The sequence below is a fragment of the Symbiobacterium terraclitae genome (assembly GCF_017874315.1).
Taxonomy (GTDB): Bacteria; Bacillota; Sulfobacillia; order Symbiobacteriales; family Symbiobacteriaceae; genus Symbiobacterium; species Symbiobacterium terraclitae.
Genome location: NZ_JAGGLG010000001.1, coordinates 171,420 through 192,354 on the forward strand (window position 1 = coordinate 171,420; position 20,935 = coordinate 192,354).

General features: G+C 68.9%; 23 protein-coding genes. 20 read left to right on the forward strand and 3 right to left on the reverse strand.

The window, feature by feature from the left end:
- Positions 1–10 precede the first annotated feature (10 nt).
- The gene (locus J2Z79_RS00855; protein WP_209464946.1) at positions 11–1,033 is read right to left on the reverse strand and encodes an AAA family ATPase; all 1,023 of its coding nucleotides are present in this window, start codon (positions 1,031–1,033) and stop codon (positions 11–13) included.
- Between the two features lie 384 nt (positions 1,034–1,417).
- On the opposite strand from J2Z79_RS00855, the gene J2Z79_RS18735 reads away from it, so the two are divergent.
- The 10 genes from J2Z79_RS18735 (at position 1,418) to glnA (ending at position 9,562) form a co-directional block, all read left to right on the forward strand.
- Positions 1,418–1,741 carry a GreA/GreB family elongation factor gene (locus J2Z79_RS18735; RefSeq protein ID WP_209464947.1) on the forward strand — a complete coding sequence of 108 codons (324 nt, stop codon included), beginning with the start codon at positions 1,418–1,420 and terminating at the stop codon, positions 1,739–1,741.
- Between the two features lie 252 nt (positions 1,742–1,993).
- Positions 1,994–3,325: an anaerobic C4-dicarboxylate transporter family protein gene (locus J2Z79_RS00865; protein ID WP_209464948.1), complete on the forward strand. Its 1,332-nt coding sequence runs from the start codon at positions 1,994–1,996 to the stop codon at positions 3,323–3,325.
- 167 nt (positions 3,326–3,492) lie between these two features.
- Positions 3,493–4,386 carry an ABC transporter ATP-binding protein gene (locus J2Z79_RS00870; RefSeq protein WP_245301793.1) on the forward strand — a complete coding sequence of 298 codons (894 nt, stop codon included), beginning with the start codon at positions 3,493–3,495 and terminating at the stop codon, positions 4,384–4,386.
- Complete coding sequence (locus tag J2Z79_RS00875; RefSeq protein WP_209464950.1) at positions 4,379–5,215, forward strand: ABC transporter permease subunit; 837 nt, start codon at positions 4,379–4,381, stop codon at positions 5,213–5,215. The genes J2Z79_RS00870 and J2Z79_RS00875 overlap by 8 nt, the downstream gene beginning before the upstream one ends.
- A gap of 37 nt (positions 5,216–5,252) precedes the next feature.
- On the forward strand, positions 5,253–5,774 hold the full coding sequence (gene sigY / locus J2Z79_RS00880; protein WP_209464951.1) for an RNA polymerase sigma factor SigY: 522 nt from the start codon (positions 5,253–5,255) through the stop codon (positions 5,772–5,774).
- Positions 5,764–6,096: a DUF5345 family protein gene (locus tag J2Z79_RS00885; protein WP_209464952.1), complete on the forward strand. Its 333-nt coding sequence runs from the start codon at positions 5,764–5,766 to the stop codon at positions 6,094–6,096. The genes sigY and J2Z79_RS00885 overlap by 11 nt, the downstream gene beginning before the upstream one ends.
- Positions 6,089–6,289 (forward strand): sigmaY antisigma factor component, encoded by a 201-nt coding sequence (locus J2Z79_RS00890; protein WP_209464953.1) that lies wholly within the window; start codon positions 6,089–6,091, stop codon positions 6,287–6,289. Before J2Z79_RS00885 ends, J2Z79_RS00890 begins: the two co-directional genes overlap by 8 nt.
- A gap of 123 nt (positions 6,290–6,412) precedes the next feature.
- Entirely contained in the window at positions 6,413–7,687 is a 1,275-nt protein-coding gene (locus J2Z79_RS00895) for a methionine gamma-lyase family protein (RefSeq protein ID WP_209464954.1), read from the forward strand.
- Positions 7,688–7,743: 56 nt separating this feature from the next.
- Positions 7,744–8,205: a DUF456 domain-containing protein gene (locus J2Z79_RS00900; RefSeq protein WP_209464955.1), complete on the forward strand. Its 462-nt coding sequence runs from the start codon at positions 7,744–7,746 to the stop codon at positions 8,203–8,205.
- A 49-nt stretch (positions 8,206–8,254) separates the two neighbouring features.
- On the forward strand, positions 8,255–9,562 hold the full coding sequence (gene glnA / locus J2Z79_RS00905) for a type I glutamate--ammonia ligase (protein WP_209465053.1): 1,308 nt from the start codon (positions 8,255–8,257) through the stop codon (positions 9,560–9,562).
- A gap of 88 nt (positions 9,563–9,650) precedes the next feature.
- Here the strand turns inward: glnA and lexA are convergent, their stop codons facing one another.
- Positions 9,651–10,268, reverse strand: coding sequence for a transcriptional repressor LexA (gene lexA / locus J2Z79_RS00910; RefSeq protein WP_209464956.1), 618 nt, complete (start codon positions 10,266–10,268; stop codon positions 9,651–9,653).
- A gap of 235 nt (positions 10,269–10,503) precedes the next feature.
- Here lexA and J2Z79_RS00915 point away from each other — a divergent pair, with 235 nt between their 5' ends.
- The 9 genes from J2Z79_RS00915 (at position 10,504) to J2Z79_RS00955 (ending at position 18,202) form a co-directional block, all read left to right on the forward strand.
- Positions 10,504–10,845, forward strand: coding sequence for a LysM peptidoglycan-binding domain-containing protein (locus tag J2Z79_RS00915; RefSeq protein ID WP_209464957.1), 342 nt, complete (start codon positions 10,504–10,506; stop codon positions 10,843–10,845).
- Positions 10,846–10,866: 21 nt separating this feature from the next.
- A complete protein-coding gene (locus J2Z79_RS00920) occupies positions 10,867–11,187 on the forward strand; it encodes a hypothetical protein (protein WP_209464958.1) in 321 nt (106 codons plus the stop codon).
- 200 nt (positions 11,188–11,387) lie between these two features.
- On the forward strand, positions 11,388–12,029 hold the full coding sequence (locus tag J2Z79_RS00925; protein WP_209464959.1) for a redoxin domain-containing protein: 642 nt from the start codon (positions 11,388–11,390) through the stop codon (positions 12,027–12,029).
- A gap of 15 nt (positions 12,030–12,044) precedes the next feature.
- Positions 12,045–12,749: a cytochrome c biogenesis CcdA family protein gene (locus J2Z79_RS00930; protein WP_209464960.1), complete on the forward strand. Its 705-nt coding sequence runs from the start codon at positions 12,045–12,047 to the stop codon at positions 12,747–12,749.
- Between the two features lie 157 nt (positions 12,750–12,906).
- Entirely contained in the window at positions 12,907–14,307 is a 1,401-nt protein-coding gene (gene resB, locus J2Z79_RS00935) for a cytochrome c biogenesis protein ResB (RefSeq protein ID WP_209464961.1), read from the forward strand.
- Positions 14,294–15,607 carry a cytochrome c biogenesis protein CcsA gene (ccsA, locus tag J2Z79_RS00940; protein WP_209464962.1) on the forward strand — a complete coding sequence of 438 codons (1,314 nt, stop codon included), beginning with the start codon at positions 14,294–14,296 and terminating at the stop codon, positions 15,605–15,607. Before resB ends, ccsA begins: the two co-directional genes overlap by 14 nt.
- Before the next feature lie 209 nt (positions 15,608–15,816).
- A complete protein-coding gene (locus J2Z79_RS18215) occupies positions 15,817–16,632 on the forward strand; it encodes a DUF1657 domain-containing protein (protein ID WP_245301794.1) in 816 nt (271 codons plus the stop codon).
- 117 nt (positions 16,633–16,749) lie between these two features.
- On the forward strand, positions 16,750–17,919 hold the full coding sequence (mutY, locus tag J2Z79_RS00950) for an A/G-specific adenine glycosylase (RefSeq protein ID WP_245301796.1): 1,170 nt from the start codon (positions 16,750–16,752) through the stop codon (positions 17,917–17,919).
- Entirely contained in the window at positions 17,909–18,202 is a 294-nt protein-coding gene (locus tag J2Z79_RS00955) for a hypothetical protein (protein WP_209464963.1), read from the forward strand. Before mutY ends, J2Z79_RS00955 begins: the two co-directional genes overlap by 11 nt.
- A gap of 56 nt (positions 18,203–18,258) precedes the next feature.
- On the opposite strand, the gene J2Z79_RS00960 is transcribed toward J2Z79_RS00955, so the two are convergent.
- Entirely contained in the window at positions 18,259–18,675 is a 417-nt protein-coding gene (locus J2Z79_RS00960; protein ID WP_209464964.1) for an ATP-binding cassette domain-containing protein, read from the reverse strand.
- A 1,140-nt stretch (positions 18,676–19,815) separates the two neighbouring features.
- On the opposite strand from J2Z79_RS00960, the gene J2Z79_RS00965 reads away from it, so the two are divergent.
- Positions 19,816–20,784 (forward strand): hypothetical protein, encoded by a 969-nt coding sequence (locus J2Z79_RS00965; RefSeq protein WP_209464965.1) that lies wholly within the window; start codon positions 19,816–19,818, stop codon positions 20,782–20,784.
- The last annotated feature ends 151 nt before the right edge of the window (positions 20,785–20,935 follow it).

Sequence of the window (20,935 nt, forward strand, 5' to 3'; positions counted from 1 at the left end):
CCCCTTCTTGCTACCACAAGTCCTGCCCGGCCCAGGGGCGGCCGGCGGCGCTGGCCGAGACGGCCTCCTCCAGGTCTGTGCGGGTGATGGCCATCAGCTCCTCCCGGGTGGCGTCGGGCCTGTGCACCAGCCGCAGGGCCTGGCAGCGAATCGCCCGCTCGACCAGGTTCCGGATCGCGCGCGCATTGCCCTGCTCGCCCCCCGTCAGCCAGGCCCTGCCGCGGAGGATCTGGCGCAGGGCCGTACGGCCGTCGGGGGTGAGCTGGTAGTCGCGCCGCCGGAGCATCATCTCGGCGATGGCCAGCAGCTCCTCGGGCGTGTAGTCGGGGAAGTGCAGCATGAGCGAGAAGCGGGACCGGAGGCCCGGGTTCTGGCGCAGGAACCAGGCCATCTCGTCCGGGTAACCGGCCAGGATGAGGATCAGCTCGCCCCGGTGCTCCTCCATCGCCCGCACCAGGTGATCGATGGCCTCCTTCCCGAAGTCGCGCTCACCGCCGCGGGCAAGCGAGTACGCTTCGTCGATGAACAGTACGCCCCCCGTGGCACGCCGCACCACGTCCCGCGTCCGCTGCGCCGTGTGGCCGATGTACTCGCCCACCAGGTCGGCCCGTTCGACCTCGACCATGTGCCCCTTGGGCAGCACGCCCATCTCCTTGAACAGCCGGCCCAGCAGCCGGGCCACGGTGGTCTTGCCAGTGCCCGGGTTGCCGGTGAAGACCATGTGCAGGCTGGTGGGCTCTGTGGCCAGGCCGGCGCGCTGCCGCCTGAGCTGGATCGCCACGTAGGCCTGGATCTCCCGCACCAGCTGCTTCACCTGGCCGAGGCCCACCAGGCCGTCCAGTTCGGCCACGATCGCCTGCACCCGCCGCTCCCGCTCCTGCTCCGACTCGGCCGCCGCCCGGGACTCCTGCGCCGATGCGGAGCGCCGGCGGCGCAGCTCCACCGCCATCTGCAGGGCATCCGCCGGGGTGATCCGGCCCTCCCGCAGCCAGCTGCTGATCTCCTCCATGCGCTGTGGCCTCAGTCTGGCCATGCACTCCACCTCGTGGGAAGGATACGCATGCAGCAGCCGGCTGAGCATGCGGGCCCGTCCCGTTGTCGGAAAGTGGTGCCGAAGGCGGGAACTGGAAACCCCCTCCCAGCCGTTACAACGGTTGGGATTTGTGTTATACTAGTCCCAAGAGATGATGCCACTCCGTTCCCAGAGCGGAGTGGTTCCGTATGTCGGCGAACGCCGGTGAAGGCGTTGAACTTCCAAGCGAAAGGTTGTGATCGTGTGGTTCGGGCACGGCCGCCTTCCGAGGTTGAACGCATTCGCACACGGGTGAGCAGCCGCCTGCGAATACTGGAGGAGCTTCTCAACACCGAGATGGAGGAGTACTTCTCGAGCCCCGGGAGCGCTGGAGGGCAGTACAGCGTGCGCCAGCAACTGCGTCGCTACGTGGAGGTGGCCGGCCAGCTGCTGGACAGGCTGGGCGAACAGCCGGGCGACTCGACCGTGGACGTCGTGTTCATGGACATGCCCGTGACGCTGGTGGACGAGGCCGACGGCAGCGAGGCGGTCTACGTGGTTGTGGGTCCCGACGAGGGCGACCCGGCCAGGGGCCACATCTCCTGTCTGTCGCCCCTCGGGCTGGCCCTCCTGCTCCGGCGCGTGAACGAGCGGGTCGTCATCGACGCCCCCGGGGGGCAGTTCACCTACCGCATCGCCGCGGTCAGTACGGAACCGTTGGCCCAGTGAGAGTTCGGCGGGGAACGACCCCGCCGCCTGCGCGTCTGGCGCCGGCCGCGTGAGGCCTGGCTGCGCCGTGCGTGCTGGTCCGCGTGCGCGGACGGATCATGTTTTAGCCATACACGGGTGCCGGATATTGCTGAAATGACTAGAGCCAACGGGTTAGTGAATGTGGTCACAAGATGGCACCCAAAGGGAATGGCGGCTCAGGACGGCGACCAGTATGCTCCAAGTAGACACGCCCACGAGGAGGGATAGTTCTTGGTCTGGATCCAGCTACTGGTCGTCCTCATCTTCCTGTACCTCGGCGTCCGGCTGGGCGGCGCCGGAATCGGCCTCGCCAGCGGCGTCGGCCTCGCAGCACTGGTCTTCATCTTCAAGCTCGAACCCACCTCGCCTCCCATCGACGTCATGCTCATGATCCTCGCCGTCGTCTGTGCGGCTTCGGCCATGCAGGCGGCGGGCGGCCTTGACTATCTGGTCAACCTGGCCGAGCGGCTGCTGCGCAGCAACCCGAAACAGATCACCTTCCTCGGCCCCATCGTCACGTACCTGTTCACCTTCTTCGCCGGCACCGGCCACGTGGCGTACTCGGTGCTGCCGGTCATCGCTGAGGTCGCCCGCGAGACCCGCATCCGTCCCGAGCGGCCGCTCTCCATCTCGGTCATCGCCTCCCAGTTCGCCATCACCGGCGGTCCGATCTCGGCGGCCATGGTGGCCATGCTCGGCATGACCGAATCCATGGGCATGACCCTGCCCAAGCTGATGCTGATCACCGCCCCGTCCACGTTCCTCGCCTGCATGATCGCCGCCTTCATCTGCAACCACCTGGGCAAGGAGCTCGAGGACGATCCCGAGTACCAGCGGCGCGTCGCGGCCGGCCTCATCCAGCCGGTCAAGCCCAAGACGGCCGAGGAGCTGGCCCGGGTCGAGGTCAAGCCTGGCGCGAAGACCTCCGTGGTCATCTTCCTCCTGGCTGCGATCGCAGTCGTCGTCCTTGGCGCCGTCCCGTCGCTGCGGCCGACCTTCGTCCACGCCGACGGCAGCACGGCGACCCTGCAGATGTGGCACGCCATCTGCATCGTCATGCTGGTCGCCGCCACCTGTATCCTGTGGCTCACGAAGTGCGATGTCGGGTCTCTCGTCAAGGGCTCGGTCTTCCAGGCCGGCGCCAACGCCCTGATCGCCATCTTCGGCATCGCCTGGGCCGGCGACACCTGGTTCAGCGGCAACTCGGCCGTCATCAACGCCCAGCTGGGCGGCGTCGTCCAGTCGGCCCCGTGGCTCCTGGCCATCGTGCTGTTCTTCTTCTCGGTACTGGTCAACTCCCAGGCGGCGACCGCCCGGGCCATCATGCCGCTGGGCATCGCCCTGGGGATTCCGGTGCCCTTCCTGGCGGCCATGTTCCCCGCCGTCAACGGCTACTTCTTCCTGCCGAACTACGGCCCGATCATCGCCGCCATCAACTTCGACTCGACCGGTACGACCCGCATCGGCAAGTACGTACTGAACCACTCTTTCATGATCCCCGGCCTGATCGCCGTCGTCCTCAGCGTGGCGTTCGGCTTCCTGATGCAGGCCATCGTCTTCTGAGCGACCTGACGGCTGCCGGCCCTTCCCGATATGGGAGGGGCCGGCTTTCGTTCTGGGTGGATGCGGCAGCGCAGGCGCGCATTTTTCTGCGCGCCCGATGAACTCTCGGTGGGTGACGGGCGTCGGACCGGCGGGTGATGCAGATGAACAGGACGCCCTTTCTCGAAATGAGCCACGTCGCCAAGGGGTTTTCCGGACGACCGGTGCTGACCGACCTGAACCTGACGGTGGGCCGCGGCGAGATCGTGGGCTTCATCGGCCCCAACGGGTCCGGCAAGACGACCACCGTGCGCCTGCTGAACGGCGTCATCGACCCCGACGGGGGGACGATCACCGTGGGCGGGTACGATCCCCGGGTCGACGGCGAGGCGGTCCGCCGCATGGCGGGCGTGCTCACCGAGTCGGCCGGTCTCTACATGAACCTGACCGGCCGGCAGAACCTGCGCTTCTTCGCCGACCTCTACGGGGTGGACGAGCCCGGTCGGGCCGACGCCCTGCTGGAGGAGTTCGGCCTGTCCGACGCCGCTGACCGCAAGGTGGGCACCTACTCGACGGGCATGAGGAAGCGCCTGGGCCTGGCCAGGGCGCTCCTGCACCGGCCCCGGGTGCTCTTCCTGGACGAGCCCACCAACGGCCTGGACCCCGAGGGCATCCGCATGGTCCTCGGCTACATCCGCCAGTTGAACGAGCGCGACGGCACCACGGTGATGATCTGCTCCCACCTGCTGCAGCAGCTGGAGCAGGTCTGCCACCGCTACCTGTTCCTGCAGGGGGGCAGGGTGGTGGAGCAGGGCACCCTGGCGGAGCTGGAGGCCCGCCACTTCCCCACCGTGACCCTGGAGGTCGAGACCGACCTGGCGCTGGCCGGCGGCGAGTACCGCGGCGTCCCCGCCGCCCGGGTGGGACCGGGGCGCATCGCCTTCACCCTGCGTTCCCGTGACGACGTACCGCACCTGCTGCGCCGCCTGGCGCAGGAGGCTTCGGTCTACAGCGCGGCGCCGGTGCAGCGAGACCTGGAGGCGCTCTACTTCAAGATCAGGGAGGGTACGGCGGATGAATAGAAGAGCGATACTCGCCATTGCGCGGAAGGACATTCAGGCCATCACCGCCAATCTGCAGGTCTGGCTGCCCATGCTGATCGTCCCGCTCATCCTGGGCATCGGGCTCCCCCTGGGACTGGTGCTGGCCTTCCGCTTCGGGGCGGAGTCGCTGGCGCCGGCGGATGTGCAGGCCATGCTGGCGTGGCTGGACAAGCTGCCGGCCGGAGAACTGGCTGCCGTGCTGTCAACCATGACGGAGCTGAACCAGAAGCTGATCTACGTGAGCACAAACTACATGCTGGCCCCGTTCTTCCTGATGATCCCGCTCATGACCGCCTCGGTCATCGCCGCCGACTCGTTCGCCGGCGAGAAGGAGCGGGGCACCCTGGAGACGCTGCTCTTCGCCCCGGTGGACCTGCGGTCGCTCTTCACGGGCAAGGTGCTGGCCTCGCTCGTGCCTGCGGTGGTCATCTCGCTGGTGACCTTCCTGCTCTGCGCCCTCTCGGTCAATCTGGCCGCGTGGCCGCTGTTCCACCGGGTCTTCTTCCCGCAGTTCAACTGGCTGCCGCTGATGCTCCTGGTCATCCCGGGCGTGTCGCTGCTGGCCATCCTCATCAACGTCTTCATCAGCGCCCGCGTGGCCACCTTCCAGGCGGCCTACCAGATGGGCGGCACGGTGGTGCTCCCCGTGCTGCTGCTGGGGGTGGGGCAGGCGACCGGCGCCCTGGTGCTGAGTGATCTGGTGGTGACGCTGGTGGGGCTTGTGGTGGCGGCCATCGATGTTCTGCTGCTCTGGCAGGTGCTTTGCCACATGAACCGGAATCAACTCTTCGCGAGCCAGGTCCGCTGAGGCCGGCCCGACTACCGCAGACCGGCAGGTGAAGCCAGTGGACGATCTGCAGCTGATCCGGCAGGCGCAGCGCGGGGATCAGGCCGCCCTGGCCCGCCTGCTGCAAGCGCAGTACCTGCCGGTGAAGAAGTACCTCGTCACCATCACCTTCGACCGCAACCTGGCGGAGGATCTCACGCAGGAGACGATGATCCGCGCGATCGAGCGCATCGGCCAGTTCGAAGGGCGCGCCCGGTTCAGCACGTGGCTCTGCTCCATCGCCACGCGCCTGTACCTGGACTGGCTGCGGCGGCAGAAGCGGCAGCGGCAGTTGCAGGCGCGGGCGGCGGAGGAGCTCCTGCTGGGGCAGCAGGATACTTCGCCGGAGGTCCGCAGCCTGATGGCGCAGCTGCAGGCCCTGCCCCGGGAAGTGGCGCTCCCGGTGGTCCTCAAGCACTACTACGGGTACACGTACGAGGAGATCGCCGAGTGGATGGAGATCCCGGTGGGCACGGTGAAGTCGCGCATCTTCAACGCCGTGCGCACCTTGCGAAGGGGGCTGGACCAGGATGAGGCGTGACGGGCGTGAGACCCTGGAACCGTGGGAGCGTGCGCTCCGGGAGGGCCTGGACGGCCTCTCGGCCCCCGTGGAGCAGGAGAGCCCGCCCGACCTGGGGACGCTCCTGATGCTGGTGCACGACGTGCAGCGAGCACAGCGGCAGGCGTTGCGCCGCGACCTGCTGCTGTTCCTGGCCGTGGCCGCGCTGGTCCTCGCCGGCGGCCTGTGGGCGATGATGAACTTCCCGCTGCAGTACCTGATCGTCCAGGCCGCGCTGGCGGTGGCGCTGGGGGCCGGGGCGGCCCTCTGGCGGGCGGAGGGGAGGCGGGCCGGCCATGAATGAGGTCGCACAGCTGCCCTGGTGGGCCTGGGTGCTGATCGGCTTTCTGCTGGGGGCCCAGGGAGTCTGCCTCTTCCTGGACAGCCGCAGGCGCGGCGCCCGGGCCTGGTTCTGGGGGCTCCTGGGGCTGGTTCACTTCCCCATGTCCAGCCTGGTCTACTGGCTGCTGGTGGTGCGCCCGGCACGGCGCCGCTAGGGAGCGCGGCGAGCCATCCCGGTCGGGATGGCTCTTTTCGTGGGCGCAACCCTTTCAGGTTTGGGCAGGAACAGGTAGAATAGGCTCGAACCGGCTACTTGGCGATTACTGGAGGGTACACGCTTGAACATATGGGATCAGCTGGTGCCGGACTGCCCGGCACCGATCGCCGCAGCCGCTGCCGCCGCCCTCGAGCGCGTCCGGCCCGCCTGGGCGCAGGTGGACGAGCTGGTGCTGCGCAACCAGGCGCGGGTGCTGGCCGCCTTCCAGGAGGCCGGCGTTTCCGAGGTCCACTTCGCCGCCTCCACCGGCTACGGATACAACGACATCGGCCGGGAGAAGCTGGACGAGCTCTTCGCCCGCGCCTTCGGCGCCGAGGCGGGCCTGGTGCGCATCCAGTTTGCCTCCGGCACCCACGCGATCGCAACGGGCCTCTTCGCCGTCCTGCGGCCCGGCGACCGCCTCATCGCGGCCGCGGGGGCACCCTACGACACCCTGCAGCAGGTGATCGACGGCGCACCGGGGTCCCTCGCCGAGTGGGGCGTGCGCTATGAGGAGGTCCCGCTCAGGCCGGACCTCTCCGTCGACCCGGACGCCGTGGCCGCCGCCGTGCGGCAGCCTGACGCCCGGTGCCTCCTGATCCAGCGCTCCCGGGGATACTCGCTCCGGGCGCCGCTCTCCGTGGCGGAGATCGGTGCGCTGATCCGCAGGGCGAAGGCGGCCAACCCCGCGATCATCGTCCTCGTCGACAACTGCTACGGCGAGTTCGTCGAGGCGCAGGAGCCGCCCCACGTGGGGGCGGATCTGACCTGCGGGTCCCTGATCAAGAATCCCGGCGGCGGCATCGCCCCCAGCGGCGGCTACATCGTCGGCCGGGCCGACCTGGTGGAGCGGGCCGCAGCGCACCTGTTCGCCCCCGGCATCGGGACGGAGGTGGGGGCCAACGCCGGTGTCAACCGGCTGCTCTTCCAGGGGCTCTTCCTGGCCCCGCACGTGACGGGGGAGGCGCTGCGGGGCGCCCAGTTCACCGCCGCCTTCTTCGACCTGCTGGGTTTCCGGGTGCGGCCGGCCTTCGACGCCCCCCGCTCCGACCTGGTGCAGGCGGTGGAGCTGGGCTCCGCGGAGGGCCTCAAGGCCTTCTGCCAGGCCGTGCAGAAGGCGAGCCCGGTCGACGCGCACGTGCGGCCCGAGCCCTGGGCCATGCCCGGCTACACCGACCCGGTGATCATGGCCGCGGGCACGTTCGTGCAGGGCTCCTCGGTGGAGCTCTCCGCCGACGGGCCCGTGCGGCCGCCCTACGCCGCCTACTTCCAGGGCGGCCTCACCCGGGAGCACGTGGTGCTGACCGCTTTGCGCGCCGCGAACGAACTGGCGGCCGCGGGCGTCCTTAGAGCGTAGGCGTTTTCTGTTCTACGCGGGGGAGTGATCGCATGTCTCTCCAGGGGATTGCCTTCATGGCCGCGGTGGCTGTGATGGTTTTGGGCGTGCTGGGCACGCTGATTCCAGCCCTGCCCGGGCTGCCCGTCATCTTCCTGGCCATGCTGGGCTACGGCGCAGTGGAGGGGTTCCGGGAGATGACCCCCGGCTTCCTCATCGCCGCCCTGCTGGTGGTGGCGGCGACGCAGGTGGCGGAGCACTACGCCAGGGCCTGGGGCGCGCGGCGCTTCGGGGCGGGCAGGGCCGGCGCCTGGGGCGCCGTGATCGGCTCCATCGCCGGGCTCTTCTTCATGCCCCTCGGCCTCGTGCTGGGCCCGTTCCTCGGTGCGGCCCTCTTCGAGCTGTTCACCGGACGCCCGGGCGGCGAGGCGCTCCGGGCCGGCGTCGGCGGCCTGGTGGGGGTGCTGGGCTCCGTGGCCGTCAACCTGGTGGTGGCGCTGGGGCTCACCGTGGCGTTTATCGTGAAGGTGCTCATCTAGAGAGGAGGATGCGGTTGTGTCCGGACGCCCGAAGACCAAGGAAGAGGTGATGGAGCGGGTGCGGGAGCTGGACGTGCGCTTCATCCGGCTCCAGTTCACCGACATCCTCGGCCTGATCAAGAACGTTGACATCCCCGCGGAACAGCTGGAGAAGGCGCTGGACGGCCAGGTGCTCTTCGACGGCTCGTCGATCGAGGGCTTCGTGCGGGTGGAGGAGGCCGACATGCTCCTCCGGCCCGATCCGCAGACCTTCGCCGTCTTCCCCTGGCAGGAGCAGGGGGAGGGAGCGACGGCGCGGCTGATCTGCGACGTGTGCCACGCCGACGGCACCCCCTTCGAGGGCGACCCGCGGGGCACTCTGAAGCGGGTCTGCGCCGAGGCGGCGAAGCTGGGCTTCACCATGATGGTCGGCCCCGAGCCGGAGTTCTTCCTCTTCCTGCGGGAGCCGGACGGCCGGCCCACGACGAAGCCCATCGACCAGGCCTCCTACTTCGACCTGGGCCCGGTGGACCGGGGGGAGGAGTGCCGGCGCGACTGCGTGCTGGCCCTGCAGAAGATGGGGTTTGAGATCGAGTCCTCCCACCACGAGGTGGCCCCGGGGCAGCACGAGATCGACTTCAAGTACACCGACGCCGTGGCCGCCGCCGACAACATCGCCACCTTCCGGTTCGTCGTGCGCACCATCGCCATCCAGCACGGGCTGCACGCCTCGTTCATGCCGAAGCCGGTGGCGGGCGTCAACGGCTCGGGCATGCACCTGCACATGTCGCTCTTCCGCGACGGCGAGAACGCCTTCTACGACCCGAGCCAGCCCGACGGCGTGTCGCCGCTGCTCAAGCAGTTCATCGCCGGACTGCTCCTGCACGCCCCGGCCTACACCGCCATCTGCAACCCGCTGATCAACTCGTACAAGCGGCTGGTTCCCGGCTACGAGGCGCCCAGCTACATTGCCTGGTCCGAGCGGAACCGCTCGCCGCTGGTCCGCATCCCGGCCCGGAGGGGCCGCTCCACCCGCATCGAGCTGCGCTCGCCCGACCCCGCCTGCAACCCGTACCTCGCGCTGGCGGTCACGCTCGCGGCCGGGCTGGACGGCATCAAGCGGGGGCTGACGCCGCCGCCGGCGGTCAACCGGAACATCTACGCGATGACCCCCGAGGAGCGGGAGGCCGAGGGCATCGGCATGCTGCCGCAGAGCCTGCGGGACGCCCTCGTGGCGCTTGAGGCCGACCCCGTGATCCGGGAGGCGCTGGGCGAGCAGGTCTACCGCCGGTTCGTGGAGGCGAAGTCCATCGAGTGGGAGATCTACCGGTCGCAGGTCCACCAGTGGGAGCTCGACCAGTACCTCTCCATCTTCTAGGGCGTGACGCGGTCACAGGAAACAGGAAGCCCGGCGGGAGCCACCGCTCCCACCGGGCTGTCTGTTTTCGCAGTCAGCTGCGCCCGAATCAGTGCATCCGCCGGACGAGGCCGACCACCTTGCCCAGCACCTGACAGTCGGGCACGATGATCGGGTCCATGAAGCGGTTCTCGGGCTGCAGCCGGATGTGGTCCTGCTCCTTGAAGAAGCGCTTGACCGTCGCCTCGTCCTCGATGAGGGCCACGACGATGTCGCCGTTGTTGGCGTGCTGCTGCCGCTGCACCAGTACGAGGTCGCCGTCGAGGATGCCCGCTTCGATCATCGAGTCGCCCTGGATCTTCAGGAAGAAGAGGTCGGACTCGTCCGCACGGACGAAGTCGGAGGGCAGCGGGAAGTGGTCCTCGATGGTCTCCTGGGCCAGGATCGGCTGGCCCGCCGTCACGCGGCCCACCACGGGAACCGTGATGGTGCGCTGGAGCTTCGTGGTGCTTCCGTCCAGCACCTCGATGGCCCGGGGCTTCGTGGGATCGCGGCGGATGTACCCCTTCTCCTCCAGCCGCGTCATGTGCCCGTGGACCGTGGAGCTGGAACTGAGGCCGATCGCCTCACCAATCTCCCGCACCGAGGGGGGGTAGCCCTTCGTGCGGATCTCGTCCTTGATGAACTGCAGGATCTGGCGCTGTCGCTCCGTCAGGGACTCCGGCATGCAGCGACACCTCCTGAACTGACGGCGAGCGCACCCGCGATCCGGCGTCCACTCGCCCTTATCCTTCCTGCGCGGTCCGGTTGGGTAGATTGTACCATATGACGGGCCTTCTGCAAACGCCTGTTCGAAAAAATGTGGTCAGGGGGGTTGACCAGAACGTTCATTCGTGATACCCTCAAGGCGAACAGAGGTTCCGCTGGCTGCGGCGATGTGTTCGGGCGAGGGAGGGTTCACGATGGCCGCGACGTACGTAGAGTCGAGGAGCAGGAGGGTCAGGCGGCGCACGCCCAGGGCGGTCCGCCGTGCCCGCACGCTGGCCGTGCTGTTTGCACTCACGGTGTGCGCTGCCGTACTGCTGTTCCCCCGGCTCGTCCACACGCAGTCCCACGAGCCCCCGACGGGCGTCCACCACACGGTGGCGTACGGCGACACGCTGTGGGACATCGCGGTCGCCCACGCGGGCAACCGCGACGTCCGGGAGGTCGTCTACCAGATCCGGCGGCTGAACGGCCTGTCGTCGGCCGAGATCCACCCGGGTCAGGTGCTGTTCATCCCTACGGAGTCCGGCGGGCGCTGACGCGCGAGGGAGGGTGAGCTCATGGCGGTGGTGGTGCAGAGTTTCGAGGGCAGGCTGCCGGCCGAGCTGTACGAGCGGCTGGTGCGGCTGCGCCAGCGCTACGCGCAGGTCCTCCGGGCCGCGGCGGCCGGCGACTTTGGGGACGAGGAGCAACTCCGGGCCCTCAGCAGGCGTGTGGGGCGCCTGCTGGCGGAGACCGCCCGCACGCCGGTGGAGGAGCGCGGCGGCCTTCCGATGCTCGAGATCTCGCTCTCCGTGGACCGGCTCTTTCCCGAACTGCGCGCCTGGAACCAGCGCTTCGCCCAGCACTACCGCCCCGAACGGCGTGCAGCCGGCTGGTAGCGATCCAGCTTAGAACCGTTAGAAATCGGGTCCACACCTGAGGGTGTGGGCCCGTCTTTGTCGGGCCTTTCAGACGGGGGCTGGATTGACCTGGGTGGCAAATACTTTGCTATAATGAATCGCACATCTGATGCTCGAGGCTTCCAGGTATCTGGAGGAGCCGAACGAACGTCTGTAGTGTCAGGGCGAGGTGATGACCTGTGGTCTGTCCGGAGTGCGGCACACGGCTCGAGGAGGGCGGGCGCTTCTGCCACGGCTGCGGCTGGGATTCGCAGGAGGCAGCGGCGGCGCGCCGGGCCGCGGAGCTGGCGCGGCGGCCGGCCTGGAAGCGCTGGGTATCGGGCATCTCGCTCGGCGTGCTGGCCGCGGTCGTGCTGGTGATGCTGCTGGTGCCGCGCACGGAGGCGGAGACCGTGCCGCAGGTGGGCACGCCGGCGCCCGACTTCGCGCTGGAGACGCTGGACGGCGACGCCGTCGTGCGCCTCTCCGACCTGGCCGGGCAGCCCGTGGTCATCAACTTCTGGGCGACCTGGTGCCCCCCGTGCCGGAAGGAGATGCCTGACTTCCAGCAGGTGTACGACAAGTACAAGGAGATGGGGCTCCGGTTCTACGCCGTGAACGTGGGCGAGTCGCGGGTGGCGGTGCGGGACTTCGCCGAGCGGCTCGGGGTCGACTTCCCGATCCTGATCGACGCCGACGAGAGCGCCCAGCGGGCGTACCGCATCCTCCCGATTCCCGCGACCTTCTTCATCGACCGTGACGGGATCATCCGCGGGGTGTACCAGTATCAGATGTCGCTGCCGCAGATCGAGGCTGAGGTCGGGCGCCTGCTGGCCCGCTAGGAGGAGTCGATGCCCATGGCCACACCGAACCTGTTCCTCGCCTTCGGCGCAGGGGTGCTCTCGTTTGTCTCCCCGTGCGTCCTGCCGATCTACCCGTCTTTCCTCAGCTACGTGACCGGGGTTTCGGTGGCCGAGATCTCCGCCGGTTCCCGCGCCGTCCGGGTCCGGGTCCTGAAGCACAGCCTGGCCTTCTTCGCCGGGTTCTCGGTGATCTACATCGCCCTGGGCCTCACGGCCAGCGCGCTGGGTTCCTTCTTCTACAGCAGCCGCTCCTGGCTGCCGGTGGCGGGCGGCATCTTCGTCGCGGTCATGGGGCTGACGCTGATGGGCGTGCTGCGCATCCCCTTCCTGATGCGGGACACGCGCCGCCAGCTGGCCAGCCGCCCCGAGGGGTATCTCGGGTCAGCGCTGATCGGCCTCACCTTCGCAGCAGGCTGGACGCCCTGTATCGGCCCGATCCTGGGCGCGGTGCTGGCCCTGGCCGCCACAAGCCCGGGCTACGGGGGCCTGCTGCTGCTGGCCTACTCGGTCGGCTTTGCGCTGCCCTTCATCGGCATGGCGTACGCGCTGGGCTCCGTCCGCAAGCTGGCGCAGTACTCGCTGGCGATCGAGCGGGTCGGCGGCGCCATCATGGTGGTGATGGGCATCATGCTGGCCACGGGCACCATGGAGCGCCTGTCGGCCTGGCTGCTGGAGGTTACGGGGTTCACAGGATTCTGATCGCAGCAGAGGGGGGGACTCCGGTCTCCCCCTTAAGCAGGGGGGAGTTTCGCTGGCCGCTGTCAGTGCAGCCAACTGCCCGGCCTGCCGCCGCTCGCTCCCAGTGGGGGCCCAGTTCTGCCCGGGTTGCGGACTGGCGCTGGGAGAGAAGGAGCGGGTGCGGCAGCCGGAGGGGCCGAGCCCGTGGGTGGTCCTGCTGGACCGCACGTGGGACTTCTTCGCATCCACCAAGGTGGCTTCCGTCCTCATCGTGCTCATCGCCGCGGCTTCCATCCTCGGCACCTTGATCGAACAGGAGTCCCTGTACCAGGACTGGAGGCCGCCCTATCTCTACTACCCGGACCGCTACGGGGAGTTCTGGGGGAACCTCTTCATGCGGCTGGGCCTCACCCACACCTACTCGTCGGTATGGTACGCCGCCCTGATCCTGATGCTGGTCATCAGCCTGATCATCTGCTCGCTGCACCGGCTGGTGCCGCTGCACCGGCAGCTGGTGCGCCCGCAGGTCTGGAAGCTGCCCCACTTCCTGCGCAAGCAGCAGGTGGTGCTGGAGGCCGGGGTCAGCCTGGGGGAGGCCGAATCCAGGCTCAACAGGGCCGGGTACCGCATCTGGCGGGACCGGGAGTGCCTGTATGCCGAAAAGGGCCGCCTGAGCCGGTACGGCCCCTACATCCTGCACATCGGGCTCCTGGTGGTCTGCTTCGCCGCCTTCGCCAAGGCGCTGCCGGGGTGGGACGAGTCACAGGACGTCTGGATTCCCGACGGGCAGACCGTGAAGGTGCCGGGAACGGACTTCGCGATCACCAACCACCAGTTCACCATCGAGCTGTACGAGAACGGCATGCCGTCCCGCTACGCCACCGACGCCTCCATCCTCGTGGAAGGGCAGGAGGTCGTGCGGAAGACGATCGAGGTGAACAAGCCGCTCTCGTACGGCGGCTGGGACATCTATCAGGCCTCGTGGCGGGAGGAGCCCGGCGTGGCCCACCTGCGGCTCGTCCACGCGGAGACCGGCCAGGTGGTCACCAGGATCCCCTTCGACCTGCGGGATCCGGCGCCGGAGTACCCGATCGAGGGGACCAACCTGAAAGTCGCCGTCCGCACGTATCTGCACGACTTCATGCTCGATCCGGAGACCAACCAGCCCACCAACGCGTCCTACGAGGTGCGCAACCCGGTGGTCATGGCCGAGGTGGTGACGGCGGATACCGAGCAGGTCCTGGGCCGGGTCGCCCTGGTGATCCTGGGCGATGTGCCGGCGGTCTACGCCGGACCGTACTACCTGGAGGTGGAGCGGGTCGACACCCGCTGGTACACCGCCCTGAAGCTGCACCAGGACAAGACGGTACCCTACATGTACGCGGGTCTCGCAGTCGTCTTCATCGGCATGTTGATCACGTTCTTCATTTTCCACTGGCAGGTCTGGGTGCGGGAGGAGAACGGGGGGGTTCTCATCGGCGCCCGGGCGTACAAGAACCGGTTCGGACTGACTCGGGAGATCCAGCGCCTCTTCGGCGCACCCCAGGGGGAGGGGACGGAGCGAAATGACACCGCGTAACGCGTTTCTGCTCGATCTGGCTCAGTGGCTGTTGTTCGGGGGTTTCGCAGCCTACCTGATCGCCTTCCTGCTCTACGTCTCGGGGACGCTGGGGCGGCGAATCTCGGGGGGCACCCGGTTCGAGCGCACCGCCGGGCACGGCACCGTGGCCAACGTGCTGGGCGTGACCTTGCACGGGCTGGCGATCCTCGCCCGGTGGCAGGGCTCGGGTTTCTGGCCCACCTCCAACATGTACGAGTTCATCGGCTTCATGGCGTTCTCCAGCATGGTGGCCTTCCTCGTGCTGCACCGCATGTACCGCCTGTACATCGTCGGGGCGCTGGTCACCCCGGTGACGCTGTTCTTGCTGGCTTACTCGTACGTCTTCCCGCCCGAGGTGACGCCGCTCATCCCGGCGCTGCAGTCCATCTGGCTGCCGCTGCACGTCTCGCTGGCGGCCCTCGGCGAGGGGTTCTTCGCCGTGGCGTTCGGCGCGGCGCTGCTCTACCTGCTGCGAGTGCGCGGCCTGGAGCTGGCGCGCAGCCGGGCTGCAGCGGAGGCGGCCAGCGCGCTGGAGGGAGGGGCGGTCGCCGGCGCGGCAGGTGCCGCGGCAGCGGCCGCGCCCACGGAGACGGCCGACCAGCGCTGGGAGCGCCTCTGGGGCGTCCGCCTGATGGAAGTCCTCTTCTACATCATCCTGGTCATGGTCGGCTTCACGCTGCTGGCCCTGATCTTCCGCTGGTCGGGCTTCCAGTGGATCTTCGCCTCGGGCAGCACCTACCACCTGCCGCCCATCATCGGGCCGTGGGGCGCCGAGGTGGGGGAGAAGGGGTCGGTCCTGGGCGTCCCGTTGCCGGCGGTGGTCGTACCCTTCGGCTGGCGGGGCAAGCACCTGAACACCCTGCTCTACTCGCTGGCGGTGGGCGGGCTCCTCTACTGGGCGATCCGCCGCTTCGTCGCCCGCGGCCGCATCGGCGACGCCCTGGCCGTGCGAGTGGGCGGTGACCCGGAGCTGCTGGACGAGATCAGCTACCGCGCCGTGGCCATCGGCTACCCGATCTTCACCCTGGGCGGCCTGATCTTCGCCATGATCTGGGCGAAGGAGGCCTGGGGCCGCTATTGGTTCTGGGACCCCAAGGAGACGTGGGCGCTGATCGCCTGGCTGGTCTACTCCGCTTACCTGCACTTCCGCATCAGCCGGGGCTGGGAAGGGCGCAAGTCCGCCTGGCTGGCCGTGCTGGGCTTCGGGGTGGTCCTGTTCACGCTGGTGGGCGTCAACCTGTTGATCGTCGGCCTGCACTCCTACGCAGGCGGAGACTAGACTGGGGAGACAGCGAGAGCCTGTCCGCCGGGGACGACCGGCCGGACGGGCTCTTTCTCTACGCGCGCGATCGGCGGGTTCGCATACCGCTCATTCCCACTGCAGAGACTACCGGCGAGGCGCGGCCTCCGGCCGCAGGCGATTTGGAAGGAGAGCGGCGGGGCAGGTCATTCCACCGCCCACGGCTGGGATTGGAGGAGAATGCGGGCATGACGGTACACGGTGACCTGGAACGGGCGATTGCCATGGCGCAGGCGGCCCGGGGCAACTATCTGCTCTTCGCGTCGCAGTCGGAAGACGAGAAAGCCCACCAGGTCTTCAAGCAGATGGCGGAGGACATGGAGCGGCACGTCATGATCCTTGAGTCCCGCCTTCAGTACCTGGGCCAGTACAACCAGCTGGTCGGGCAGGCACGGGGCCAGCAGGGGCGGGAGCAGGGCCACGCTGGCGGGCATGACGGCCGCGGGCAGGGCGGTAACCAGCGAGGCGGTCAGGGCGGCGACCGGTCCCCCGGCCAGGACCAGGGCCGCGGCGGCAACGGGCAGGGCCCCTGGCAGCAGCAGGGACAGGACGGCGGCCACGGGCAGGGCCGGTGGGGCGCGAGACCCCAGGGCGGCGGTGATGGCCAGGGCCGGTGGCAGCAGGGGGGCGGACAGGGCGGTTCGCAGCAACAGGGAGACGGTCAGGGTAACTGGCAGCAGCAAGGGAGTGGCCAGGGCTGGCAACAGCAGGACCAGGGCGGCGGCAGCGCCCAGGGGGCCTCGTGGCAGCAGGGCCGGGGCGCCGGCCAGAACCAGGGCGGCGGCAGCGGGCAGGGCACCTGGCGGCAGCAGGGCCAGGGCCAGAACGGCGGCCAGCAGCAGATGAGCGGCGGCGATGGCGCGCTCTTCGGCGGGAGCGGTCAGGGCGGCTGGGGACAGCAGGGCCAGGGAGGCAACCCCGGTCAGAACCAGGCATACGGCCAGCCCAACAACCGCGAGGGTTGCGGAGGAGACGAGCCCCTCAGCACCGGCCAGGGCGGCTAGCCTGCTGCGCAGCTGGCCTGAGAGACAGGTCCCTGCAGGAGGCCGGGCGCCTGGCGGCGAAGTATCCCGCACACCAGGCGCGGCCTCAGGCCGCAGCAGAAGGGATCGAGGCCATCGTTGCGGAACCCCGGACAGGACGAACAGCAGGAACGCAGGCGGGCGGCAGAGATTGCCGGCCGCCTTCTGGAATGGTATGGGCGCCACGGGCGCGACCTGCCCTGGCGCCGCACGCGCGATCCGTACCACATCTGGGTCTCCGAGGTGATGCTCCAGCAGACCAGGGTGGAGACGGTGATTCCGTACTACGAGCGCTGGATGGCGCAGTTTCCCACCCTCGAGGCGCTGGCCGGGGCCCCCGAGGAGCAGGTGCTGAAGGCGTGGGAGGGGCTCGGCTACTACTCGCGCGCCCGCAACCTGCACCAGGCGGCCCGGGAGGTGGTCTCCCGCTACGGCGGCAGCGTGCCGGACGATCCCGAGGCCGTGTCCCGGCTGAAGGGGGTGGGGCCCTACACGGCCGGGGCCATCCTCTCCATCGCCTTCAACCGGCCGGTGCCGGCCGTGGACGGCAATGTCCTTCGCGTCATCGCCCGCCTGTACGCGATCGCAGACGACATCGCCCTCCCCGCGACCCGGAAGGTGATCACCGAGCTGGTGAGGGCGATGATGCCCGCGGGAAGGTCGGCCGACTTCAACCAGGCGCTGATGGACCTCGGCGCCACGATCTGCACCCCGCGCTCGCCCCGGTGCCTGCTCTGCCCGGTGCGGGAGGCCTGCGAGGGCTTCCGGGCGGGCAGGGTTGGCGGACTGCCGGTGAAGGGGAAGGCCAGGGCCCCCCGCCCCGTCGAGCGGGTCGCGGCCGTGGTGGAGCAGGACGGGCGGCTGCTGCTCACCCGGCGACCGCCGGACGGGCTCCTCGCCGGGCTCTGGGAGCTGCCCGGCGGCGACGCTCCCCCCGGGCGAAGCCCGGAGGACGCCCTTCGAGCCGTTCTTTGGGACGCCTTCAGGGTGGAGGCGGTGGTGGGGGAGCACCTGGTTGACGTCACGCACGCCTTCACCCACCTGGTCTGGTACATCCGCTGCTACCGGGCCGAGCTGGGACCCGGCTGTGAGATCCCGGAGACGCCGGACCGGCGCTGGGTCGCCCCGGAGGAGCTGAAGGACTACCCGCTGCCCACGGTCCAGCGCAAGGTGCTGGCGGCACTGCATGAAGCCAGGACCCCCGGCGTAGGATTGAACGGACGGGACATAAGGTCCGCCGAAACCGGGGGTGTCATGCGTGAGCGATGAGATGGAGCGGCTCCTGGCCGATGCGCTCAAGGCCGACAGACCGGTGCTGGTCGACCCGTCGGAGGACGAGCTGCGGGCGGCTGCGGAGAGGCTGCGGCGGGAGGGCCGGCTGACCTGCAAGCGGTGCGGGAAGCCGATCGAGGAGGAAGGTTTTGTCACCCATCGCGTCAACTTCGGGCCGCGGCTGCAGGTGGTGGTGCACCTTCACGCGGGCTGCGATGACGGTTCGCTGTTCCGGCAGGGAGAGACCCACGCGGAGCCGGTACAGCGGGACCGCCGGTGAAGGCTTGCCAGGGCCGGCCGTTCCCCTCGCAGGGGTGCGGCCGGCCCGTTCTGCGGTCAGAGCCCGCGCGCCTCACGCCCCGCTGCCCACCAGGACACCGCGCGCTCTTCCGGGTCCAGTCCCGCCGCCGGCTCGTCTAGGATCGGGTGTTCGGGGTCGTGGGCGATCACCTGCGCGACCCGGACACGCCGCAGCATGTCGCAAGAGAGGTTGCTGAGCTGGCTGGCGGTCTTATCCAGGAGCCCGACGCGCTCGAGCGCCGTCTCCGCAGCCTCCCGCACCCGGCGGTGCGGCACGCCGGAAAGGAGGGCGAGCGCCTCGACATAGTCCCGCACCTGTAAGCTGCTCGGCGGCTGGAAGGACAGCGGCAGGTGACCCACCCGCAGGCGGCAGGACGGCTGACGCACCGTGTCTGCGCCCAGGAGCCGCACCTGGCCGTCGGACGGGGCCAGCAGGTCTATGGCGAGGCGCATGAGGTGATGCCGCCTCTGCGCCGGGCGGCGATCGCGGCGATGGCGCGATGCTGGCCGTAATGGAAGTCAACTTGGTCAAGGACCAGCGGAGCATCCATCCGCAGCAGGTCACCTCCGTGAAACGAGTGCCGGCTCTGCAGCCGTGCCCATGAGGCGACCTTCTCGCCCTAGTTCACCGTGCCGGGACCTGCCTGGCTGCCGACCACGGGCATGCACATGCGCCCCGCCGGTGTCCAGCCCGGAGGGGGTGGCCGGCCAGGCGCAGGGCGACAGAGAAAAACAACGTCCGATAATATATGTTATGTAGAGAATAGGGGTTGCACAGGAAGAGAGGGTGATTCTGTGCGAGGCTGAAGTTCAGCCCCTACGGGCCTCTCTGGGTTCCGCATCAGACGGTCAGGGTGCAGTGCGGAACGCTTGTGGTGCTGCGACATGCTGTACGGATCACGCCTCGTGCGTCACGCCCGAGTCGGCCCGCCCTCCACCGGATGCGGTTCGCTGAGGTCGTCGAAGCCGACGTTCCGCAGGGCCACGCGCCGCAGGGCCCGCTCCAGTGGCGGGACGTTGAAAGCCAGGCGCAGTTCGTCCGGGACGGACGGGTCAAGCGCAGGAACCGGTCCTCGCTGGCCGCCGCGAGCCAGCGGGCCCGTTCTTCACCCGCCCCGAGGGCCAGGATGCAGCGCTCGCGCGCCAGCAGGGAGTCCGCCGGGGTCCGGCCGTGACGCAGGATCATCGCCGCGTGGTACCAGTCCCCAGCGGCGCGCAGCCTGCCCTCCCGCAGCGCCCATTTCACGGCGGCTTCCCGAAGACGGGCCCCTGCTTTCCAGTTCCACCCAGGCGATCTCCTGAGCTCGGAATTGTGCCCGATCTGCCTGAACAGACGCTCCGTCTCGGGGCCGTTCTTCATCCTGAACGCCTCTACAGCCTCACCACCTTGACCCGCTCTGTCAGAGTCTTCGTGCTCGTAGAACGAGGCACCTTCAGGGGGGAGTGCCGTCAGCGGGGCGCGCTGGGTACCCCCTCCCCCTATCCGACACCGCGGCCATGTGAAGCACCGCGCAACCAATTGGCCGCTCGTTCGTTCATACCTGGTAGGAGGTGTGTGTTGTGCTCCCTTCCTCCTTGAGGTGGTGTGCAGTCGTGGCCATCGCGCTGGCCCTGCCCGTGGCCGGGTTGACCGGCTGCGGCAGCCGGACCCAGCGGCCGGCTCCGCCCGCCGGCCGCGTTACGAACGAGCGCGCGCTGACGGTCGAAGAGTATCCGATCGTCGCCGACAGCGTGGACAAGCCTACCCACTTCGGCTTCTTCGACCGCGTGGGCCCCGAGATCCTTGCGAAGCGCAAGGCAGTCCGCGATTCCGGCTCGCAGCCCGACGTGGCGGCCATGAACCAGGATCTGGCCCGCTTCGGTTACGCGCTGCGGGTCGAGGGGCAGCCTGGCGCGCCCGCAGCCGAGGAGGCCAGATACGGCCTGTACAGGGGCGACGAACTGGTCCTGGACGGAATCCGCGGCGATCAGATGAGCCCGGTTTTCCTCAGCGCATCCGGGACAGACTGGTTCTTCAGGGCCTACACTGATCACGCGGGCGGCGTGGTGATCCGGGCGGGCAAGGTTCTGGAGTGGGACGAGCAGCAGCATATGTGGACGCGTCCAGTCTACCTGGGCGACGACCTGGCCTGGGTCACGGCCAACGATGACTGGAGGAGCTACCGGCTCGAGCGCGAGGGCAAGACCGTGTTTGAGGGCCGCATGCCGCAGCCCTTGGTGGACCTGCCGTTCAAGGGGCTGGTCGCCTGGGATGCCCACTGGGCCGTGGAGGTCGATGGCGACGTCGTCGTGGACGGGCAGAGCGTCAGAGAGGCCAACGGCTATGGCGAGGTCTTCACGCTGAACCTCATCAAGGGCCGGCCGTTCTACCTCTATGAGGAGGATGGCACCATCCGGATCTGGTACGACGGCCAGACGGCGGAACAGACCTACGATGAGGTGGTACACTACAGGTGCTGCGAGCCGGCGGCGTTCAACCCCCGCGCCAACGACAGCATGGTCTGGTTCTGGGCGCGGCGGGGCGATATGTGGTACTACGTCGAGGCGGGAGTCTACGACTAGCGGCGGGTTGCTGTGAGCCCCGGGCCCGTGCGTGCTGCCCACAGGAACTGGTACGCGTGCGCCGGTCCCGTTGGCGCTGCGTCGGCACTCCGGCCACCGCCCAGACGGACAACGTTTTTGATGCGCAGGCGGACATCGGCTCACACTGCTC

Coding starts and splice junctions, on each gene's coding strand:
- J2Z79_RS00930 (WP_209464960.1), top strand. CDS start 12,045: ATGGCCACACCGAACCTGTTCCTCGCCTTCGGCGCAGGGGTGCTCTCG.
- J2Z79_RS00915 (WP_209464957.1), top strand. CDS start 10,504: ATGGCCGCGACGTACGTAGAGTCGAGGAGCAGGAGGGTCAGGCGGCGC.
- J2Z79_RS00890 (WP_209464953.1), top strand. CDS start 6,089: ATGAATGAGGTCGCACAGCTGCCCTGGTGGGCCTGGGTGCTGATCGGC.
- J2Z79_RS00900 (WP_209464955.1), top strand. CDS start 7,744: ATGGCCGCGGTGGCTGTGATGGTTTTGGGCGTGCTGGGCACGCTGATT.
- J2Z79_RS18215 (WP_245301794.1), top strand. CDS start 15,817: ATGACGGTACACGGTGACCTGGAACGGGCGATTGCCATGGCGCAGGCG.
- J2Z79_RS00885 (WP_209464952.1), top strand. CDS start 5,764: ATGAGGCGTGACGGGCGTGAGACCCTGGAACCGTGGGAGCGTGCGCTC.
- J2Z79_RS00870 (WP_245301793.1), top strand. CDS start 3,493: ATGAGCCACGTCGCCAAGGGGTTTTCCGGACGACCGGTGCTGACCGAC.
- glnA (WP_209465053.1), top strand. CDS start 8,255: ATGGAGCGGGTGCGGGAGCTGGACGTGCGCTTCATCCGGCTCCAGTTC.
- J2Z79_RS00960 (WP_209464964.1), bottom strand. CDS start 18,675: ATGCGCCTCGCCATAGACCTGCTGGCCCCGTCCGACGGCCAGGTGCGG.
- ccsA (WP_209464962.1), top strand. CDS start 14,294: ATGACACCGCGTAACGCGTTTCTGCTCGATCTGGCTCAGTGGCTGTTG.
- J2Z79_RS00875 (WP_209464950.1), top strand. CDS start 4,379: ATGAATAGAAGAGCGATACTCGCCATTGCGCGGAAGGACATTCAGGCC.
- lexA (WP_209464956.1), bottom strand. CDS start 10,268: ATGCCGGAGTCCCTGACGGAGCGACAGCGCCAGATCCTGCAGTTCATC.
- J2Z79_RS00920 (WP_209464958.1), top strand. CDS start 10,867: ATGGCGGTGGTGGTGCAGAGTTTCGAGGGCAGGCTGCCGGCCGAGCTG.
- J2Z79_RS00855 (WP_209464946.1), bottom strand. CDS start 1,033: ATGGCCAGACTGAGGCCACAGCGCATGGAGGAGATCAGCAGCTGGCTG.